The following is a 17,670-nucleotide window of genomic DNA, read 5'->3' as shown; positions in this document are numbered from 1 at the left end:
CCCGCCCGACCGCGCTGCTGGAGCTGCCCCGGCCGCGGGCCCTGGTCGGCCTGCCGACGGTCGGGGTCGGAGCGGGCGGCGGCCGCGACGTTCGCGGCGCGGTCCTCGCCGGCCAGCTCGACGCCGCCCGCGCCGTGCTCGAGGCGCGTCCGGACGGGCCCGACGTCGCCCTGGTCTGCTTCGACCACGAGCACTACGCGGCGGCCCAGCGGGCCCGTCGCGCCGCCGGCGCCGAGCGCGACCTGGCGGCGATCCTCGGCGAGGAGCTGCACGACCGGATCCAGGTGCTCGCCCGCCACGCGCGCGCGGGCCGGCTGGTGCCGTTCGTCGGCGCCGGGGTCAGCATGGGGGCGGGGCTGCCGTCGTGGGTCGGGCTGCTCGACGAGCTGATCGCCCAGGCGGGGATGGAGGACGACCGGGCCGCCCTCGCGCGCCTGGACCTGCGCGACCGGGCCGCGCTGATCCAGACCCGGCTCGGCTCGGGCGAGCTGGAGCGGTTCCTGCTGGAGCGGCTGTCGGCGGCCTCGCGGGTCGCGCTCCAGCACCAGCTGCTGGCGTCGCTGCCGGTGGTCGAGGCGGCGTCGACCAACTGGGACGACCTCTTCGAGCGCGCCTGGCGCGACGCGGGGGCGGGGAGGATCGCGGTCCTGCCGCTCGACGGCCAGGCGGGCGCCGACCACTGGATCGTCAAGCTCCACGGCACCGTCCGCGACGGCCGCCTGCACGGCGTGGTCCTGACCCGCGACGACTACCTGCGCTTCGGCGCCGAGCGCAACGCCCTGGCGGGGATCGTCCAGGCGCTGCTGCTGACGCGCCACATGCTGTTCGTCGGCTTCGGGCTCAGCGACGAGACCTTCCACCGGATCGCCCACGACGTGCGGCTGGTCGTCGAGCGCGGCCCCGCGATCCCCGAGCGCGACGGGGCCTACGCGACCAGCCTCTCGCCGTCGCGGCACGCGATCACGGCGGAGCTCTGGCGGGGGCAGCTGGACGTGCTGTCGACCCGGCGGCCCGAGGACGGCGAGGGCCGCGCCGGCACGGCGCCGGCGGCCCGCCGGCTGGAGATCGCGCTCGACGCGCTCGGGATGCTCGCCGTCGACCCGCTCGGGCACCTGCTGGACCCGAGCTTCGACGGCGCGCTGACGGTCCGGGAGCGGCGGCTGGCGGCCGCGCTGCGGCGCTTCGCCGACGAGGTCGAGCCGCTGCTGCGCGAGGACGATCCCGACCACCCCGCCGATCCGGCCGCGATCGCCGTCGGTCGCTGGCTCGATCGGATGCGCGAGAGCTGAACCCCGGGCACCGGCCGTCTGCGACGATCCGCGTTCGATGGCCGCTCCGTTGACCGCCCTGACCGCGTCGGTCGCCACCGCGCTCTCGATCGCCGGCGGCGCACCGGCGATCGAGCGCGACCAGGCGCGGGCCCCGCTGCAGGAGGGCCGCGGCGCGGGCAGCCTCCAGTACCTGCCGGCGGTCGGCCCGGCGACCGGGGCGATCCTCTACGTCCACGGCGGCGGCTGGCGGATCGGCGGCCGCGCCAACGCCCGCCGCTACGGCTGGGACCGCTTCTACCGCGGGGTCCGCTTCCAGCTCGGCGGCCGGATCGCCCTCGGCGTCGTCCAGGTCGAGGTCGGCCGCGACCAGACCGGCGCGGTCGAGCGGGGCTACCGGCGGCTGCGGCGGCTGGTCGGCCGCGAGACCCCGATCTGCGTCCACGCCGGGTCGGCCGGCGCGGTCGCGGCGACGACGCTGGTCGGCGAGCGGTCCTCGATCAGCTGCCTCGCGCTCGAGGCGCCGGCGATCGACCTGCGGCGCGGCCAGATCAACCGCGGTGCCAACGCGCTCGTGCAGCGGGTCTACGGCAAGAGCCGGGCGCGTCGCTGGGAGCACTCGCCGCTGCGCTGGGCCCGCGATCTGTCGACCCGGCGACTGCCGCTGCTGCTGACCGGCGCCAGCGACGACTACATCGTCCCGTTCGCCAAGATCGAGCGGATGCGCCAGGTGGTCGGCGCGAGCGCGAGCCTGACCAGCTACCGGTCCGACCCGGACTTCGGGACGACCGTCTTCGGTCACGTCCAGGTCGGGGCCGACACGGCCGCGGTCCTGCGCGACCGCGAGGTCGGGTGGCTGGTCGGACAGCTCGACGCGGCCGCCGATCGGCGGGCCGGACGGCCGTCGCGCGCTCCCCGCCTGGCCGACGCGCGCGTCAGCTCCGCCGGCCGCGTCGAAGACGCCAGGGCGCCCAGGCGGTAGTCCTCCACGCCCGCCGGCGCGGGCCGGCGCGCGCCGTGGTGGACGGGCGATCCGGCTCGTCCGCGACCGGCGAGCACCGCCTGAGCGGGCGATTCCCAAGAGGCGAAGGCGGGAGCCCGTCGCGATCGCGGGTCGCGAAACGCCGCCGTCTCGCCTAATATGCCGAATCCCGATCGACCTTCATGCCTGATCGGGATTCGACCTAAGCGAGAATCCATGCGTTCACGAACCCTTCCGATCGCGCTGCTGGTGGCGCTCCTGGCCTCGGTCCTGTCGGCCTGCGGCGGCTCCAGCGACAGCACCGACGACGCGGCGTCGTCCGGCGATGGTGGCGGCGGCGCCCAGCTCGCCCTGGTCGCCTACGCGGTGCCGCAGGTCGGCTTCGACAAGGAGATCCCCGCCTTCCAGAAGACGGCGGCCGGCAAGGGCGTCAGCTTCAAGCAGTCCTACGGCCCGTCGGGCGACCAGAGCCGCGCGGTCGAGTCCGGTCAGCCGGCCGACATCGTCAACTTCTCGCTCGAGCCCGACGTGACCCGCCTGGTCAAGGCCGGCCTGGTGGCCGAGGACTGGAACAAGAACCAGTTCAAGGGCGTCGTCTCCAGCTCGGTCGTCACGATCGTCGTCCGCAAGGGCAACCCCAGGGGCATCAAGACCTGGGACGACCTGCTGAAGCCGGGCGTCGAGGTCGTGACCCCGAACCCGTTCTCCTCGGGCTCGGCGAAGTGGAACCTGCTCGCGCCGTTCGCCGAGAAGAGCCAGGGCGGCAAGGACGAGAAGGCCGGCCTGGACTTCATCGCCCGACTGCTGAAGAACGTCAAGACGCAGCCGAAGTCCGGCCGCGAGGCGTCGCAGACCTTCCTCCAGGGCAAGTCCGACGCGCTGCTGACCTACGAGAACGAGGCGATCAACCTCAAGCGCCAGGGCGAGGACGTCGACTACGTCACGCCCGACACGACGCTGCGGATCGAGAACCCGTTCGCGGTCCTGAAGACCAGCAAGCACCCCGAGCAGGCGAAGGCCTTCAGCGACTTCCTGTTCTCGCCCGAGGGCCAGAAGATCTGGGGCGAGGCGGGCTTCCGGCCGGTCGACCCCGAGGTCGCGAAGCAGTTCGCCAGCGAGTTCCCGGCCCCGAAGAAGCTCTACACGATCGCCGATCTCGGGGGCTGGTCGACGCTCAACGACGGGCTCTTCGACCCGGATAAGGGCGCGATCGCCAAGCTCTACGAGGCAGCGGGTGCCTCGACCGCGAAGTGAGCCGGTGACGGAGGCCGCCGGGGCGAGCCCCGGCGGTCCCGTCGTGCCGGCAGGACCCTCCGGACCCGGGCAGTCGGCCCGGGTGCGTCGGCGCGCCCGCGTCGCCGCGGGCGGCGTCGGGCCGCTCGGCCTCGGCGTCGCCACGCTCTGGCTGAGCCTGATCGTGCTGCTGCCGCTGGCGGCGATCGTCGCCAAGTCGCTGGACGGCGGCGTCGCCGGCCTGTGGGACGCGATCAGCGCGCCGGTGGCCTGGAAGACGCTGCGGCTGACGCTCGTGATCTCGGTGATCGTGACCGTGCTCAACGCCGGCTTCGGGACCCTGATCGCCTGGGTGCTGGTGCGCGACGAGTTCCCCGGGAAGGGGTTCGTCAACGCGCTGATCGACCTGCCGTTCGCGCTGCCGACGATCGTCGCGTCGATCGTCCTGTTGGCCCTGATCGGCGACAACAGCCCGATCGGCCTGAACCTGGCGGCGACCCACACCGCGATCGGGATCGCGCTGTTGTTCGTGACGCTGCCGTTCGTCGTACGCAGCGTCCAGCCGGTGCTGCTGGAGCTCGACCGCGAGGCCGAGGAGGCCGCCGCGTCGCTCGGCGCCAGCAATCCGGTGATCTTCCGGCGGGTGATCCTGCCCGCGATCGCGCCGGCGCTGATCTCGGGGGCCGGGCTGGCCTTCGCGCGGGCCGTGGGCGAGTACGGCTCGGTCGTGCTGATCAGCGGCAACATCCCGGGCAACCAGGTCGCCTCGCAGTTCATCGCCGACCGGATCGAGACCGACCGGCCGGCGACCGCGGCGGCGATGGCCGTGGCGCTCTTGGTGATCACGTTCGTGGTGCTGCTGGTGATGCGCCTGTTCGGCAGCTGGAGCCAGCGTCATGAGGGTTAGCCGGCTTCCGCAGCTGACGCTGCGCACGATCGCCCTGACCTACCTGACGGTGCTGCTGCTGATCCCGGTCGGGCTGATCCTGTACCGGACCTTCGAGCACGGCATCGGGGCGTTCTGGGACTCGGCGACGACGCCGGCGTCGCTGCACGCGATCCAGGTGACGCTGACGATCGTCGCGATCGTCGTGCCGCTGAACGTGATCTTCGGGGTCTTCACCGCGCTGGCGCTGGTCCGCGGGCGCTTCCGCGGCCGCGGGATCGTGCAGGCGATCGTCGATCTGCCGTTCGCCGTCTCGCCCGTGATCGTCGGCGCCTCGCTGGTGCTGCTGTGGGGCGTCCACGGCTGGTTCGGCGGCCTCGCCGAGCACGGGATCAAGATCATCTTCTCGCTGCCGGGGATGGTGCTCGCCACGATCTTCGTGACGCTGCCGTTCGTCGTCCGCGAGGTCGAGCCGGTGCTGCACGAGATCGGCAACGAGCAGGAGCAGGCCGCCTCGACGCTCGGGGCCTCGGCCTGGCAGACGTTCTGGCGGATCACCCTGCCGTCGATCCGCTGGGGCCTGGCCTACGGCGTGGTGCTGACGGTCGCGCGGGCGCTCGGCGAGTTCGGCGCGGTCAGCATCGTCTCGACCGGCGTCTCGGGCGACTCCGAGACGCTGACCCTGCTGGTGGCGAACCGCTTCGACGCCAGCTTCAACCCGTTCGGCTCCTACGCGGCGGCGACGGTCCTGATGGGCCTGGCGCTCGTCGCGCTGCTGCTGATGACCCTCTTCGAGCGCAAGGGAAGGCGCGCATGACCGCGATCTCCGCCATCGACGTCAACAAGCACTACGGCGACTTCGCTGCCCTCGACAACGTCTCGATCGAGATCCCCGACGGGTCGCTGACGGCCCTGCTGGGGCCGTCGGGGTCGGGCAAGTCGACGCTCCTGCGGGTGATCTCGGGGCTCGAGGTGCCGGATACCGGCCGGGTCCTGATCGCCGGCGAGGACGTGACGGCGCTGACCCCGCAGAAGCGCGGGATCGGCTTCGTCTTCCAGCACTACGCGGCGTTCAAGCACATGACGGTCCGCGACAACGTCGCCTTCGGCCTGAAGATCCGCAAGCGGCCGAAGGCCGAGATCTCGGCGCGCGTCGACGAGCTGCTCGAGATCGTGGGCCTGGCCGGGTTCCAGCGGCGCTACCCCTCGCAGCTGTCCGGTGGGCAGCGGCAGCGGATGGCGCTGGCGCGGGCGCTCGCCGTCGAGCCGAAGGTGCTGCTGCTGGACGAGCCGTTCGGGGCCCTCGACGCCAAGGTCCGCGAGGACCTGCGGACCTGGCTGCGGCGGCTCCACGACGAGGTCCACGTGACCACGGTCCTGGTCACCCACGACCAGGAGGAGGCGATGGACGTCGCCGATCGGATCGCGGTCCTGAACGCCGGTCGGATCGAGCAGATCGGCAGCCCGCGCGAGCTCTACGAGGAGCCGGCCAACGATTTCGTGATGTCGTTCCTGGGCCCGGTCGCGACCCTCGGCGGCAAGCTCGTCCGGCCGCACGACCTGGTCGTGTCGCTGCGCCAGATCGAGGACGCCGTCCCGGTCACCGTCGAGCGCGTCGTCCACCTGGGCTTCGAGGTCCGGATCTCGCTGCGCGACGCCGACGGCGAGGAGCTGTCCGCGCAGACGACCCGCGGCGAGGCCGCGCGGCTGGACCTCAGCGAGGGCCAGCAGGTCTTCGTCCGCCCCGGGCACCCGGCCTTCGACGCGGACGTGGCGGCGCCGGCCGCGTAGGCGCGCGGTCGGCGTTCCGTCGCGGCCGGATGTGACGTTCCGGCCGTCCACCGACCGCAACGTCGCGCGCCTATCGGCGAGGGCTAGCCGGCCAACGCCACCCGCAGCCGCTCCAGCCCTTGGCGGATCTCGGCGGGGGAGTGGGTCGTGAAGGACAGCCGCAGGGTGCGGGGGTCCGCCTCGGTCGCGTAGAAGGGGGCGCCGGGGACGTAGGCCACCTGCTGCTGGAGCGCGGCCGGCAGCAGGGCGGTCGCGTCGTGGCCCTCGGGCAGGCGGACCCAGAGGAACATCCCGCCGTCGGGCCGGTTGAAGGTCGATCCGGCCGGCAGGACCGTCGGCAGCTCCGCCAGCATCGCGTCGCGGCGCTCGCGGTAGACGCTGCGCAGCCGCTCCAGGTGCGCGTCGAGGTCGACGTGCGCGAGCCAGCGGGCGGTCGCCGCCTGGTCGACGGTCGAGGAGTGCAGGTCGGCCGCCTGCTTGGCGATCGTCAGCGGAAGCCGCAGGGCCGCGGGCGCCCGCACCCAACCGATCCGCAGCCCCGGAGCGGCGACCTTCGAGAGCGTCGACAGCGCCAGCACGTAGTCGGCGGCGCCGTCGCGCGCGGCCAGGGCGACGGCCGGCTCGCCGGCGTAGCGCAGCTCGCCGTAGGGGTCGTCCTCGATCGTCCACAGGCCACGCCGGGCGATCACCTCGGCCAGCGCCGCCCGCCGATCCTCGGGCAGGGTCCGCCCGGTCGGGTTGTGGAACGTCGGCACGGTGTAGAGCAGCTTCGGCCGGTGCTCCTCGACCAGCCGGTCGAGCGCCTCGGGATCGAGCCCGTCGTCGTCGCACGGGACCGGCACGGGCACCGCGCCGGCCAGCTGGAAGCACTGCAGTGCGGCGAGATAGCAGGGATCCTCGACCAGGATCCGGTCGCCGGGCTCCAGCAGGACCGTCGCGATCAGCGTCAGCGCCTGCTGCGAGCCGCTGGTGATCAGCAGCCCGTCGGGGTCGGTCGGCAGGCCGCGCAGGCTCAGCCGGTCGGCGACGCGCCGTCGCAGCTCCGGATCGCCCTCGGTCGTGGAGTACTGCAGGCTGCGCCCGGCGCTGCGGTCGTCGAGCACCGCGGCGAACGCCTCGCGCAGGCCGGCGGCGTCGAACAGCTCCGGGGCCGGCAGCCCGCCGGCGAACGAGATCACCCCCGGCCGCTCGGTGAGGGCCAGGATCTCCCGTACCGGCGAGCTCGCGATGCCGCGCAGGCGCGCGGCCACCGGAGCTTGCGGATCGGGCGGGCGGAGCATGGCGGGCGAGGATAGTCCGATCGCAGGGCCGCAGCCACGCCCACCCGCCGGGAAGTGGACCGGTGGCCCGGCGCCGCCGTCGATTCCGGTCACGGCCTGGCCGGAATTGCGGTTACGGTTCCCATGATCCCAACGGCGACCGGGAACCACCGGCGCCGACCACCGCACAGGAGCAGCACGATGGACTTCAAGCTGGAGCTGATTAGCGTCCCGGTCAGCGACGTCGACCGGGCCAAGGCGTTCTACGTCGAGCAGGTGGGCTTCAACGCCGACCACGACCACCGCATCAGCGAGGAGCTGCGCTTCGTCCAGCTGACCCCGCCCGGATCGGCGTGCTCGATCTCGATCGGCGAGGGGCTGACCGAGGCCGAGCCGGGGTCGGTCCAGGGCCTGCAGCTGGTCGTCGCCGACATCGAGGCGGCGCAGGCCGAGCTGCGCGGGCGCGGCCTGGACGTCGGCGAGGTGCAGCGCTTCCCGTGGGGCGCGTTCCTCTTCTTCCGCGACCCGGACGGCAACGGCTGGGCCGTGCAGGAGCTGCCGTCACGCGACTGAGCGGCGACCACGACGACGGCCGGGATCTAAAAGGTCGCTAAAGATCCCGGCCGCTGTCGATCTCGGGCACGATCGTTCGACGCGGGAGTAGCGGCGCGGTCTCGGAGCCGGTCACCAGGATCGGCGGCCCCGCCCACCACACCCGAGGAGCACTCATGCGTTTCATGGCGATCATCAAGGCGAACACCGACTCCGAGGCCGGAGTGATGCCCAGCCAGCAGCTGCTGAGCGACATGGGCGACTACAACGAGGAGCTGGTCAAGGCCGGCGTCATGATCGAGGGGGCCGGGCTGCTTCCCAGCTCCATGGGCGCCCGCGTCCACTTCTCCCCGGGCGGCGCGATCGACGTCGTCGACGGGCCGTTCGCCGAGACGAAGGAGCTGGTGGCCGGCTTCTGGATCCTCGAGGTGGCCTCGAAGGAGGAGGCGATCGAGTGGATCAAGCGGGTCCCCAACACCGACGACGTCGCCTCGCAGATCGAGCTGCGTCAGGTCGTCACCGCCGAGGACTTCGGCGAGGCGTTCACCCCCGAGCTGCGCGAGCAGGAGGAGCGGACCCGGGCGCAGGCGGAGCAGAACCAGCTCTAGGCGCCCGCGGTGGTGGCGGCTGAGCCGCCGTTCGTGGTGGAATCGGGGGCGTGCGCGCCCCCGATTCCCGCCGCGCCCCCGATATCCACCGCACCGTCGAGGCCGTCTGGCGGATCGAGTCCGCCCGCGTGATCGCGGGCCTGGCCCGCACGACGCGCGACCTCGGGCTGGCCGAGGACCTGGCCCAGGAGGCGCTGGTCGCCGCGCTCGAGGCGTGGCCCCGGACCGGCATCCCCGACAACCCGGGCGCCTGGCTGACCGCGACCGCCAAGCGGCGGGCGATCGACCTCTTCCGCCGTACCGCCACGCTCGAGCGCAAGCACGAGATCCTCGCCCACGAGCTGGAGCGGGACGCGGCCGCCGCGGCCGACCCGCTCGCGCGGATCGACGACGTCGTCGACGACGACCTGCTGCGGCTGGTCTTCGCCACCTGCCACCCGGTGCTCGCGCCCGCGGCCCGGGCGGCGCTGACGCTGCGGCTGCTCGGCGGGCTCACGACCGCCGAGATCGCCCGCGCCTACCTGGTTCCCGAGCCGACGATGGCCCAACGGATCGTCCGCGCGAAGCGGACCCTGGCCGACGCCGACGTGCCGTTCGAGGTTCCCGGGCACGACCAGCTCGAGGAGCGGCTGGGGTCGGTGCTCGGGGTCGTCTACCTGATCTTCAACGAGGGCTACGCGGCGACCGCGGGTGGCGACTGGATGCGCCTGGACCTCTGCCGCGAGGCGATGCGCCTGGGCCGGATCCTCGCCGGGCTGGCCCCCGACGAGGCCGAGGTCCACGGGCTGGTCGCCCTGATGGAGCTGCAGGCGTCGCGGGCCCGTGCCCGGGTCGACCCGACCGGCGCGCCGATCCTGCTGCTCGACCAGGACCGAACGCGCTGGGACCGGACGCTGATCCGCCACGGCCTGCGGGCGCTCGCACGGGCCGAGGCGCTGGGCAGCGGCCTGGGCTCCTACGGCCTGCAGGCATCGATCGCCGCCTGCCACGCCCGCGCGCCGGTCGCCGAGGAGACCGACTGGGTGCGGATCGCCGCGCTCTACGAGGCCCTCGCCCGGCTGACCCGCTCGCCGGTCGTCGAGCTCAACCGGGCCGTCGCTCTGGGGATGGCGTTCGGGCCGGCCGCCGGGCTCGAGCTGGTCGAGCAGCTCGTCGACGAGCCGGCGCTGCGCGGCTACCACCTGCTGCCGAGCGTCCGCGGCGACCTGCTGGAGAAGCTCGGGCGGATGGCGGAGGCCGGCGCGGAGTTCGAGCGCGCCGCGGCGATGGCCGGCAACGACCGCGAGCGGACGCTGCTGCGCGAGCGCGCGGCGGCCTGCGCCGGCGAACGCAGATTGCTCACGAGCCGCGACGCGCCGAGCGCGGCGTAGCTGCCGGTCAACGCGCTGATCGACAGGGCGGCGGAGCGCGGCAGGTCGCGACGGATCAGGTGGACGAGCCCGCTGGCGGTGTCGGAGCCGTCGACCATCAGGCCCAGCCGCTGCCAGCGGGGCCGCTCGGCCGGCGGCGCGGTCAGGTAGCCGACCCCGAGCGCGATCGCGCGGGCGCCGTAGATCCGGGTCATGTAGCGCAGCTCCGGCGAGGAGCGGATCCGGAACGTCTGCGCCAGCCATGTGGGGGCGACGAGCGACGCGGCGCCGAGGCCGATCCGGCCGAGGGCCATGGCGCGGAGGGTCGAGGCGAGGGGGACGTCGGTGCTCATGGCCCGATCGTGGCAGCGACCGGGCCGCCGTCCCATGACCCGCGAGGTCATCGGACGGCGACCGGATCGGCCCTCAGCGCTCGAACAGGCCCTGGCCGACGTAGCCGCCCCGGCGGATCCCGGGCGGGATCGCGAAGAGGCCGCTGCCGACGTGCTTGATGTACTCGTTCAGCGCGTCGCCGACGCCGAGCTTGCGCTGGATCGCGACGAACTGGCGGTGCGGGTCCTGCTGGTAGGCGAGGAAGAACAGCCCGGCGTCGAGCTGCCCGGTGCGGGCGTCGATCCCGTCGGTGAACGAGTAGCCGCGCCGCAGGATCGACTGGCCGTCGTTGATCTTCGGCGCCGCCAGCCGGATGTGGGCGTCGGGCGGGATCACCGTCAGGCCGTCGGAGCCCTTGATGTCCAGGTCGACCTCGTCGAACTCGCGCTCACCGGTCAGCGGTGCTCCGCTGACCTTGTCGCGGCCGATCACGGCCTCCTGGTCGCTCAACCGGTCGCGGTCCCAGGACTCGATGAACATCCGGATCCGGCGCGCCACCAGGTACGAGCCGCCGCGGAACCACGCCTGCGGCTCCTCGCGGCCGACCCAGACGAAGCGCCGCATCTTGTCGGTGTCCTCGGCGCGGATGTTGTTCGTGCCGTCCTTGAAGCCCATCAGGTTGCGGGGCGTGGCCTGGCTGCGGCTGGTCGACGAGGTCCGGCCGAAGCCCAGCTGGGTCCAGCGCAGGACGGCGGATCCGCGGGCGATGCGGGCCAGGTTGCGGATCGCGTGGAAGGCGACCTGGGGATCGTTGGCGCAGGCCTGGACGCACAGGTCGCCGCCGCTGCGGGCGGGGTCCAGCTCGTCGCCCGGCAGCGGGCCGAGCGGGCGCAGCGCCCGCGGCCGCTTGGCGCGCAGGCCCAGGCGGTCGCGGCCGTCGAGCTCGAACAGGCTCGGGCCGAAGCCGAAGGTGATCGTCAGCTGGGCGGCCGGCAGGCCCTCGGCCTCGCCGGTGTCCTCCGGCGGCACCTCGGGATGGCCGGCGACGGTGCCGGTCGGCCGCCCGGCAGTCATCAGCTCGGCGGCGCGGGTCCACTCGCGCAGCAGCTCCCGCAGCTCGGCGGCGGTCTCGATCTGCAGGTCGAAGGCGCCGAAGACCAGCCGGTCCTGGGCCGGCGTGGCGATCCCGGCCTGGTGCGGCCCGTGGAACGGGACGATGCCGGCCGGGGCCGTGTGGTCGTCGGCGGAGGCCTTGCCGGCGGCGTAGCCGCCGACGCCGGTCGCCGCCGCGACGCCGAGGATGCCGCCGCCGAGCAGCGCGCGCCGGCGGGTCAGGCCGCCGGCGGCGGGGGAGGGTGAGGCCTCCGCCGCCGGGCGGTCGTGCTGGTCGTCGGCCACGGACGTCGAGGGAACGTCGTCGGTCATCGGGTCTCGCTCAGTCCAGGACCTTGCCGGCGACCAGCGACAGCGGCTCGGCGAGCGCGTCGATCTGCTGCGAGAACGTCTTGCGGTCGGCGTCGGTCAGCTCGTCGTAGAGCGCGAAGCCCAGCGGCGTGTCGCGCTTGTAGCGGTCGAGGCCCTTCTGGACCGCGGCGAACTGCGGGCTGATGCGGTCGATCAGCGCCTGCTGCTTGCGCGCGACCAGCGCCGGCTTCAGCAGCTCGAACGCCTTCAGCGCCCCGTCCAGGTTGCCCTGGAAGTCGGAGAGGTCGGTGTGCGAGTAGCGGTCCTCCTCGCCGGTGATCTTGCCGGCGGAGACCTCGTTCAGCAGCTCGACCGCGCCGTTGGCCAGCTGCGCGGCCTGAAGCTCGATCGCCTGGATCTTGCCGTCCAGCTCGGTCACGTCGGCGACCAGCTGCTTGGCGTACCGCTCGGTGCCCTTGGTGGTCTTCTTGACCCACAGGATCTGCTCGATCCGGTGGAAGCCGGTCCACTTCGAGGTGTCGGCGACGTCGTTGACGCGGGCGTCGATCTTCGGGTCGAGGTCGCCGAAGCTCTCGGCGATCGGCTCGATCCGCTCGTACGGGAAGCGCGCGGGGCCGAACAGGTCCTTCGCCTTCTGGAGGTCTCCCGCCCGCAGCGCCGCCGCGAACCGCTTGGTGCGCTTCAGCAGCTCGTCGGACTGCGCCTGGACCCAGGCCTTGTACTGCTCGACGGCCTTGGCCAGCTCGGGGTCGTCCTTGGCGTCCTTGGCGGTCGCGGTGCCGGTCACCGTCAGCTTGCCGGCCTTGCGCTCGTTGTCGCCGGGGACGGCGCAGTAGACCAGGTAGTCGCCTGGCTCGAGCTTCAGCGAGAAGTCGCCGGAGAGGCCGGGGGTGATGTTCTCCCGCTCGCCGAGGATGATCCCGTCGGCGTTCTTCAGCTCGACCTCGGTGGTCTTCGACGTGCCCGGGTTGGAGGCCCGGAAGGTGACCTTGCCCGCGGGCGCGGTCAGCTCGGTCGGCGAGCAGCCGGCGTCGGTCAGCTCGACCTTGAGCTCCGTCCCGCCGCCCGAGCCGCCCGAGGAGTCGTCGCCGCAGGCGGCGAGGCCGAGGGTCGCGGCCGCGGTCGCGGCCAGCGCGAGTGAACGGGTCGGGAGGAAGGGCGTCACGAAGGGTCCTTGGTCGGTGAGCGGAGGAAGGGCGGAGGCGCCGCGGCGATCAAGCCCGCGAAGCCCGCGCGACGTCGGAGGCCGGCGCCGGGTCGGGCTCGGCGGTGACGGCGGGTGCGCTGGCGGCGTCGCCGCGCCCGGGGCGCAGCGCGGCCCGCCAGCGGTCGGGCAGCAGCACGAACAGCAGCATCGGGATCGCGTAGACGAGCCAGCCGGCGACCTCGATCACGGTCGGGAACGGCTGGAAGCCGAGCAGGCCGGTCAGCAGGCCGGAGACGATGTTGTCGGCGTCGGGGGCGACCAGCCACGTCAGGTCGAAGGCCTGGGACTGGCCGCTGTTGATCCAGCCGGCGGCGTGGGCGGTGTGGAGCGCGCTGGCGACCAGGCCGGCGGCGATGATCACCAGGAAGACGGCGGTGATCCGGAAGAAGCGGCTGAGGTTCAGGCGCACGCCGCCGCGGTAGATGCCCCAGCCGATCGCGACCGCGATCGCGACCCCGAGCAGCGCGCCGATCGAGGCGCTGGCGGTCGAGATCTGCGTCGACTCGCTCTGGAAGGTCGCCAGCAGGAAGAAGGCGGTCTCGACGCCCTCGCGCAGGACGGCGAGGAACGCCATCGCGATCAGGCCCCAGGCCGACCCCGCCGCCAGCGCGGTCGCGGCGCTCGCCCGCAGCTCGCCGGCGAGGCCGCGCGAGTGGCGGCGCATCCAGACGATCATGAAGGTGACCATCACGACGGCGATCGCGGCGACGATCGACTCCAGGCCCTCCTGCTGCTTCTGCGGCAGGTTCTCGTTGACGATCTGGAGCGCGGCGGCGATCGCCACGCAGACGGCGACCGCGGCGGCGACGCCGATCCACATCAGCTTGAGCGCGTCGCGGCGACCCTGCTGGGCGAGGAACGCGGCCACGATCCCGACGATCAGCGCGGCTTCGACGCCCTCGCGGAGGCCGATCACGAACTGGACGGTGGGCAGCGCGGCGGTGACGGTCATGGGCTCCGGCGGGTCACGCCGCGAGCGCGCCGCGGCGATGACGTTGGGGTGCCCGAATAAGGGCGCACTAAACCCTAGCAACGCGGTTGGAGTTCGGCCGCCCGCTCAGCGGTATCTGGCGCCCTCCAGCGCTTGCGGCGCGTAGCCGCTCAGGTCGCCGGGTCGCTGGGCGCCGGCGCGCCGTCCGGCGACTCGAACGCCGTCTGCATCCCGTCGGCCAGCGCGGCGACCTCCTCGCGCAGGTGGCGGACCTCGCCACCGAGCCGCCGCTGCTCCGAGGCGTCGGTCGACGCCGAGGCCGAGACCAGGTTGGCCCGGATCGTGTCCAGCTCGACGAGCATCCGCTCGGTCTCGTCGTAGTAGCGGGAGAGCTGCGCCTCGCAGCGCTCGCCGACGGCCAGCTGCTGGGTGAGCGCGTCGGCCAGCTCGCGCTTGGCGGGGTCGCCCTGGACCTCGGCCAGCCGCCGGCGGGTGCGGTCCGGCGGGTCGTCGACGAGCACCTCGTGCAGCAGCTGGGCGCGGCGCGCGCTGGTCTCCAAGTAGTCGAGGAATCCGTCGACCTCGTCGGAGACCTCGGCGTAGGGCAGCTCCGCGCGGTCGATCGCGGCCCGGATCCGGGCCTCGCGCTCGCGCGCCTGCAGCAGCGGCCCGGCGACCTCGGGGGCGAGCGACGCCGGGTCCAGCCGCTTGCGCCCGCGCTCGACGGCGCGCCGGCGATCGGCGCGGATGCCGGCGATCACGCGATCGGCGACGTCGCCGTCGAGGAACGTGCGCGCGCAGGCGCCCAGGTAGAGCACGATCGCGACCAGCAGCACGACCGCGATCGGCCCGCCGACCAGCACGCCGGCCCCGGTCACGCCAACCAGGATCACGACGTTGAACGGGGTCGCCGCGGCGTTGACGCCGAGCGCGACGGCGTACTCCTGGCGGGTGTAGGGCTTGCGGGCGGGGTCGGACACGGGCGTCGGCGGCCTAGAAGAAGCTGGAGATGCTGCGGTAGACCGACTCGATGTCGTCGGTGTCGCCGGAGTAGGCCTTGCCGCCGGCGGCGCGGGCGAACGCGGCCAGCGCCTCCTTGGCCCCGGTCGCCCCGGCCGAGTAGGCGATCGTGAAGACCCGCACCTGGGTCGCGGAGTCCCCCTGGCCGGACAGCTCGCGGACGACCTGGTCGGCGCTGCGGCGGCTGTCGGTGTCCTCGCCGTCGGTCAGCAGGACGACGGCGTTGATCCGGTCGTCGCGGCTGGTGGCGCGGCGGACGCCCGCGAACGCCTCGGCGGTGACGTCGTAGACGGCGGTCCCGCCGTCTGGGACGAGGCCCTCGATCGCCTGCCGCAGGCGGGCGCCGTTGCTGCGGATCTCGGCCAGCGGGACCGGCTCCTGGATGGTGTCGGAGAAGGTCACCAGGCCGACCCGGTCACGCGGCGAGACCTGCTTCAGGAACGCCCGCAGGCCGTCCTTGGCGTTCTCCATCCGGCCGGACTCCGCCATCGACCCGGACGTGTCGACGACCAGCGCGATGTTGGCCGGCTTGCGGTCCTCGCGCCAGCTGCGCTTGAGCGCGTCCAGCACCCGCGGCTCCGGCAGCCCGAGCACACGCGCCGGCTGGGCGGGGTCGACGCCGTTCTCGGCCGAGACCGGGGCGACCGGCTGGCGGTCGCTGGCCGCCGGGCGGAAGCCGCCGCGGGCCGCCGTCGTGGCGTCGATCTGCTCGGCGAGGTAGCGCTGGAACGCCTCGGCGCCACGGCGCTGCTGGGCGCTGACCCACGGGGCCCTGAGGACGATGAAGGGGTTGTCGCTGTAGAAGGTCCCCTCCTTCGGGTACAGCGCCACCAGCTTCGGCTGGCGGCCGCGGTGGCGGTTGAAGTCGACCAGCGTCGCCTCCTCCATCGCGACCGCCGAGGCGTAGGCCTGGCCCTCGCTCCGCAGGTGGTCGGCGATGAACAGGGTCGTGTCGCCGTAGTGGACGATCGACTGCTCGATCGCCTTGACGTCGGCGCGCGCCCTGCCGCTGAGGTCCTTCAGCTGCAGCCCCTCCTTCTTGCCGGTCGCCGCGTAGTACTCGGCGACCACCGACGAGAGGCCGGCGGTCGAGAAGTCGGGGTTGGTGTGGACGAGCTTGAAGCGGCCGAACTCCGGCCGGCCGACCGACGCCCAGCCGCCCTTGGCCTGCGCCAGGCGCAGGATGTCCGCCCAGGCGACCTGCTTCCGCGGCCAGCCGAGCGCCTTGGCCATCGGCTCCCACATCGCGATCACGAGCGGGGTGCGGACGATCGACGGGTTCTCGTCGGCGACGTAGGGACGATCGGCGGTGAAGTTCAGCAGCCGGCCCCAGAGCGAGCTGGCCGGCGACCAGGCGACCGGCTTCAGCCGTCCGCGGGTGATCCGGTCCTGCGCGTCGCCCGAGGCGACGTTGGTGCCGCGGACGAACACCGCCCGGCCGTCGACCTTCGCCTCGCTGCCGTTGAAGCGGCGGATCAGCGGATCGAGCAGGACGGCCTTCTCCGGCGAGTAGGCGAAGTCGACCGTGATCGCGCCGGCGGGCGGGCTCGACGGCCCGTCGCCCTTCGAGCTCGAGCCACCGGAGCCGCCCGAGGCCAGGATCGCGATCGCCGCCACCGCGACGACGGCGATCACGACGATCAGCAGCTGGCCCTTCTTCATGTGCTCGGCATCCTCCGGGTGGAGCCGGCGCGGGGCCGGCGGACCGGGCGGAATCTACTGGCCACCGGCGCGGAAGCCGAGCGCCGTCGCGTGGCGGACGGGCCCGGGCTCGCGGCCGATCCGCCCGCGCGGGGCGGCCGGCGCGCGTCAGGCCAGCAGCGCGACCCCGAGCGCCACCAGCCACAGCGACCAGGCGACGTAGGCCGGCGGCACGATCCGCCCGGCCGGCGACCAGCCGGACGGCTCGTGGCGGCCGAGGAACTCCAGCGAGCCGAGCACGAGCAGCGGCCCGAGCACCAGGCCCGGCAGGCCGAGCGCCGCGGGCAGCCGGCCGTCCTGCAGCACGGCGACGCCGATCAGCACGCTCCAGGCACCGGTCAGGAGCCCACCGAGGTGCTCGCCGATCGCCACGCCGAGCGTCCGGTGGAGCGTCTGGAAGACGACGTCGACGGCCGCCCGCTCGCCGTCGCCGGTGGCGCGGGCGTGGGCGCGAGCCAGCTCGGGGACCGCGAACGGCCAGCGGATCAGGCCGAGCAGCTGGACCAGCCCGGCGAGGACCCCGACCAGCGCCGCCAGCTGGCGCACCGCCGGGTCGGCGCCGGCCAGGGCCCCCGCCAGCAGCACCGCGGCCGGCATCAGCGCCAGCGGCGCCAGCGCGAACGACCACCACAGGAGCAGCAGCCGCGGGCCGCCGGCCGCGAAGCGCTCCAGGATCTCGCCGGTCGGGCGGCGCAGGACGTCCGGGTAGTCGAAGCGGGCGGCGAGCAGCGCGAAGCAGAGGTTGAAGTGCAGCGGCAGCAGCACCAGCAGGACGCCGGTCAGGGGTCGCATCGCTCAGCGCTCCGTCCGGGCCACGACCAGCGGCGCCAGCAGCAACGTCGCCGCCAGCGCGCCCGAGAGCCCGAAGATCGCGTGCTGGCGCTCGACGTCGACACCGGCGGCGGTCGTGACCGCCCAGCCCGTCGACCAGGCCAGCGCCGTCGCCAGCGCCCACGCCATGCCCTGGCGGCCGCCGACGACCGCGCCCTGGGCCAGGCCGAGGACGGCGCCGCCGATCGCGCCCATCGCCGCCAGCGCGCCGAGCGAGGTGCCGTAGCCGACCGCGGCGCTGCCGATCGCCAGTCCGATCGCCGAGCCCGCGGCGGAGGCCGCCGCCCACCGCGG

Annotated in this window: 16 protein-coding genes and 1 pseudogene; 9 read left to right on the top strand and 8 right to left on the bottom strand. The window is 73.7% G+C overall.

Annotated features, from left to right (window positions below; genetic code table 11):
* The 6 genes from PAI11_RS06570 to PAI11_RS06545 all read left to right on the top strand — a co-directional run.
* Positions 1 to 1,289: SIR2 family protein (locus PAI11_RS06570; protein ID WP_050897144.1), on the top strand; the 1,289-nt coding region annotated here is incomplete at its 5' end.
* A 37-nt stretch (positions 1,290 to 1,326) separates the two neighbouring features.
* On the top strand, positions 1,327 to 2,250 hold the full coding sequence (locus PAI11_RS06565; RefSeq protein WP_007572150.1) for an alpha/beta hydrolase family protein: 924 nt from the start codon (positions 1,327 to 1,329) through the stop codon (positions 2,248 to 2,250).
* Positions 2,251 to 2,466: 216 nt separating this feature from the next.
* On the top strand, positions 2,467 to 3,504 hold the full coding sequence (locus PAI11_RS06560) for a sulfate ABC transporter substrate-binding protein (protein WP_007572148.1): 1,038 nt from the start codon (positions 2,467 to 2,469) through the stop codon (positions 3,502 to 3,504).
* 4 nt (positions 3,505 to 3,508) lie between these two features.
* A complete protein-coding gene (gene cysT, locus PAI11_RS06555) occupies positions 3,509 to 4,390 on the top strand; it encodes a sulfate ABC transporter permease subunit CysT (RefSeq protein ID WP_081488300.1) in 882 nt (293 codons plus the stop codon).
* A complete protein-coding gene (gene cysW, locus PAI11_RS06550; protein WP_007572145.1) occupies positions 4,380 to 5,186 on the top strand; it encodes a sulfate ABC transporter permease subunit CysW in 807 nt (268 codons plus the stop codon). Before cysT ends, cysW begins: the two co-directional genes overlap by 11 nt.
* Positions 5,183 to 6,160, top strand: coding sequence for a sulfate/molybdate ABC transporter ATP-binding protein (locus tag PAI11_RS06545; protein ID WP_007572143.1), 978 nt, complete (start codon positions 5,183 to 5,185; stop codon positions 6,158 to 6,160). Before cysW ends, PAI11_RS06545 begins: the two co-directional genes overlap by 4 nt.
* An 83-nt stretch (positions 6,161 to 6,243) precedes the next feature.
* On the opposite strand, the gene PAI11_RS06540 is transcribed toward PAI11_RS06545, so the two are convergent.
* A complete protein-coding gene (locus PAI11_RS06540) occupies positions 6,244 to 7,440 on the bottom strand; it encodes an aminotransferase-like domain-containing protein (protein WP_007572141.1) in 1,197 nt (398 codons plus the stop codon).
* A gap of 180 nt (positions 7,441 to 7,620) precedes the next feature.
* Between PAI11_RS06540 and PAI11_RS06535 the strand changes: the two genes are divergently transcribed.
* The 3 genes from PAI11_RS06535 (at position 7,621) to PAI11_RS06525 (ending at position 9,949) form a co-directional block, all read left to right on the top strand.
* On the top strand, positions 7,621 to 7,992 hold the full coding sequence (locus PAI11_RS06535) for a glyoxalase superfamily protein (protein ID WP_007572140.1): 372 nt from the start codon (positions 7,621 to 7,623) through the stop codon (positions 7,990 to 7,992).
* Positions 7,993 to 8,147: 155 nt separating this feature from the next.
* Positions 8,148 to 8,579 carry a YciI family protein gene (locus PAI11_RS06530; RefSeq protein ID WP_007572137.1) on the top strand — a complete coding sequence of 144 codons (432 nt, stop codon included), beginning with the start codon at positions 8,148 to 8,150 and terminating at the stop codon, positions 8,577 to 8,579.
* Positions 8,580 to 8,629: 50 nt separating this feature from the next.
* Positions 8,630 to 9,949 (top strand): RNA polymerase sigma factor, encoded by a 1,320-nt coding sequence (locus PAI11_RS06525; protein ID WP_040598736.1) that lies wholly within the window; start codon positions 8,630 to 8,632, stop codon positions 9,947 to 9,949.
* A gap of 405 nt (positions 9,950 to 10,354) precedes the next feature.
* On the opposite strand, the gene efeB is transcribed toward PAI11_RS06525, so the two are convergent.
* The 7 genes and pseudogenes from efeB to PAI11_RS26890 form a co-directional block, all read right to left on the bottom strand.
* The gene (gene efeB / locus PAI11_RS06520) at positions 10,355 to 11,686 is read right to left on the bottom strand and encodes an iron uptake transporter deferrochelatase/peroxidase subunit (protein ID WP_081488299.1); all 1,332 of its coding nucleotides are present in this window, start codon (positions 11,684 to 11,686) and stop codon (positions 10,355 to 10,357) included.
* A 10-nt stretch (positions 11,687 to 11,696) separates the two neighbouring features.
* The gene (gene efeO, locus PAI11_RS06515; RefSeq protein ID WP_007572131.1) at positions 11,697 to 12,851 is read right to left on the bottom strand and encodes an iron uptake system protein EfeO; all 1,155 of its coding nucleotides are present in this window, start codon (positions 12,849 to 12,851) and stop codon (positions 11,697 to 11,699) included.
* 49 nt (positions 12,852 to 12,900) lie between these two features.
* Entirely contained in the window at positions 12,901 to 13,845 is a 945-nt protein-coding gene (efeU, locus tag PAI11_RS06510; RefSeq protein ID WP_050897143.1) for an iron uptake transporter permease EfeU, read from the bottom strand.
* A gap of 149 nt (positions 13,846 to 13,994) precedes the next feature.
* A complete protein-coding gene (locus tag PAI11_RS06505) occupies positions 13,995 to 14,804 on the bottom strand; it encodes a hypothetical protein (protein ID WP_007572127.1) in 810 nt (269 codons plus the stop codon).
* 13 nt (positions 14,805 to 14,817) lie between these two features.
* Positions 14,818 to 16,506, bottom strand: a complete 1,689-nt coding sequence (locus PAI11_RS06500) for a vWA domain-containing protein (protein ID WP_007572125.1) — start codon at positions 16,504 to 16,506, stop codon at positions 14,818 to 14,820.
* Between the two features lie 147 nt (positions 16,507 to 16,653).
* The gene (locus tag PAI11_RS06495; protein WP_007572123.1) at positions 16,654 to 17,337 is read right to left on the bottom strand and encodes a DUF4386 family protein; all 684 of its coding nucleotides are present in this window, start codon (positions 17,335 to 17,337) and stop codon (positions 16,654 to 16,656) included.
* 3 nt (positions 17,338 to 17,340) lie between these two features.
* Positions 17,341 to 17,670, bottom strand: a pseudogene (locus tag PAI11_RS26890) (hypothetical protein); the annotation flags it as partial.

Origin of the sequence: Patulibacter medicamentivorans, from assembly GCF_000240225.1 — a bacterium.
Taxonomy (GTDB): domain Bacteria; phylum Actinomycetota; class Thermoleophilia; order Solirubrobacterales; family Solirubrobacteraceae; genus Patulibacter; species Patulibacter medicamentivorans.
Note: the sequence above shows the minus strand (reverse complement) of the source record. Positions and strands in the feature narration are given on the sequence as shown.

Bases quoted from the DNA above. Each gene is read 5' to 3' on its own strand.
- PAI11_RS06565 (WP_007572150.1), top strand. From the start codon at position 1,327: ATGGCCGCTCCGTTGACCGCCCTGACCGCGTCGGTCGCCACCGCGCTC.
- PAI11_RS06560 (WP_007572148.1), top strand. From the start codon at position 2,467: ATGCGTTCACGAACCCTTCCGATCGCGCTGCTGGTGGCGCTCCTGGCC.
- cysW (WP_007572145.1), top strand. From the start codon at position 4,380: ATGAGGGTTAGCCGGCTTCCGCAGCTGACGCTGCGCACGATCGCCCTG.
- PAI11_RS06545 (WP_007572143.1), top strand. From the start codon at position 5,183: ATGACCGCGATCTCCGCCATCGACGTCAACAAGCACTACGGCGACTTC.
- PAI11_RS06540 (WP_007572141.1), bottom strand. From the start codon at position 7,440: ATGCTCCGCCCGCCCGATCCGCAAGCTCCGGTGGCCGCGCGCCTGCGC.
- PAI11_RS06535 (WP_007572140.1), top strand. From the start codon at position 7,621: ATGGACTTCAAGCTGGAGCTGATTAGCGTCCCGGTCAGCGACGTCGAC.
- PAI11_RS06530 (WP_007572137.1), top strand. From the start codon at position 8,148: ATGCGTTTCATGGCGATCATCAAGGCGAACACCGACTCCGAGGCCGGA.
- efeB (WP_081488299.1), bottom strand. From the start codon at position 11,686: ATGACCGACGACGTTCCCTCGACGTCCGTGGCCGACGACCAGCACGAC.
- efeU (WP_050897143.1), bottom strand. From the start codon at position 13,845: ATGACCGTCACCGCCGCGCTGCCCACCGTCCAGTTCGTGATCGGCCTC.
- PAI11_RS06500 (WP_007572125.1), bottom strand. From the start codon at position 16,506: ATGAAGAAGGGCCAGCTGCTGATCGTCGTGATCGCCGTCGTCGCGGTG.
- PAI11_RS06495 (WP_007572123.1), bottom strand. From the start codon at position 17,337: ATGCGACCCCTGACCGGCGTCCTGCTGGTGCTGCTGCCGCTGCACTTC.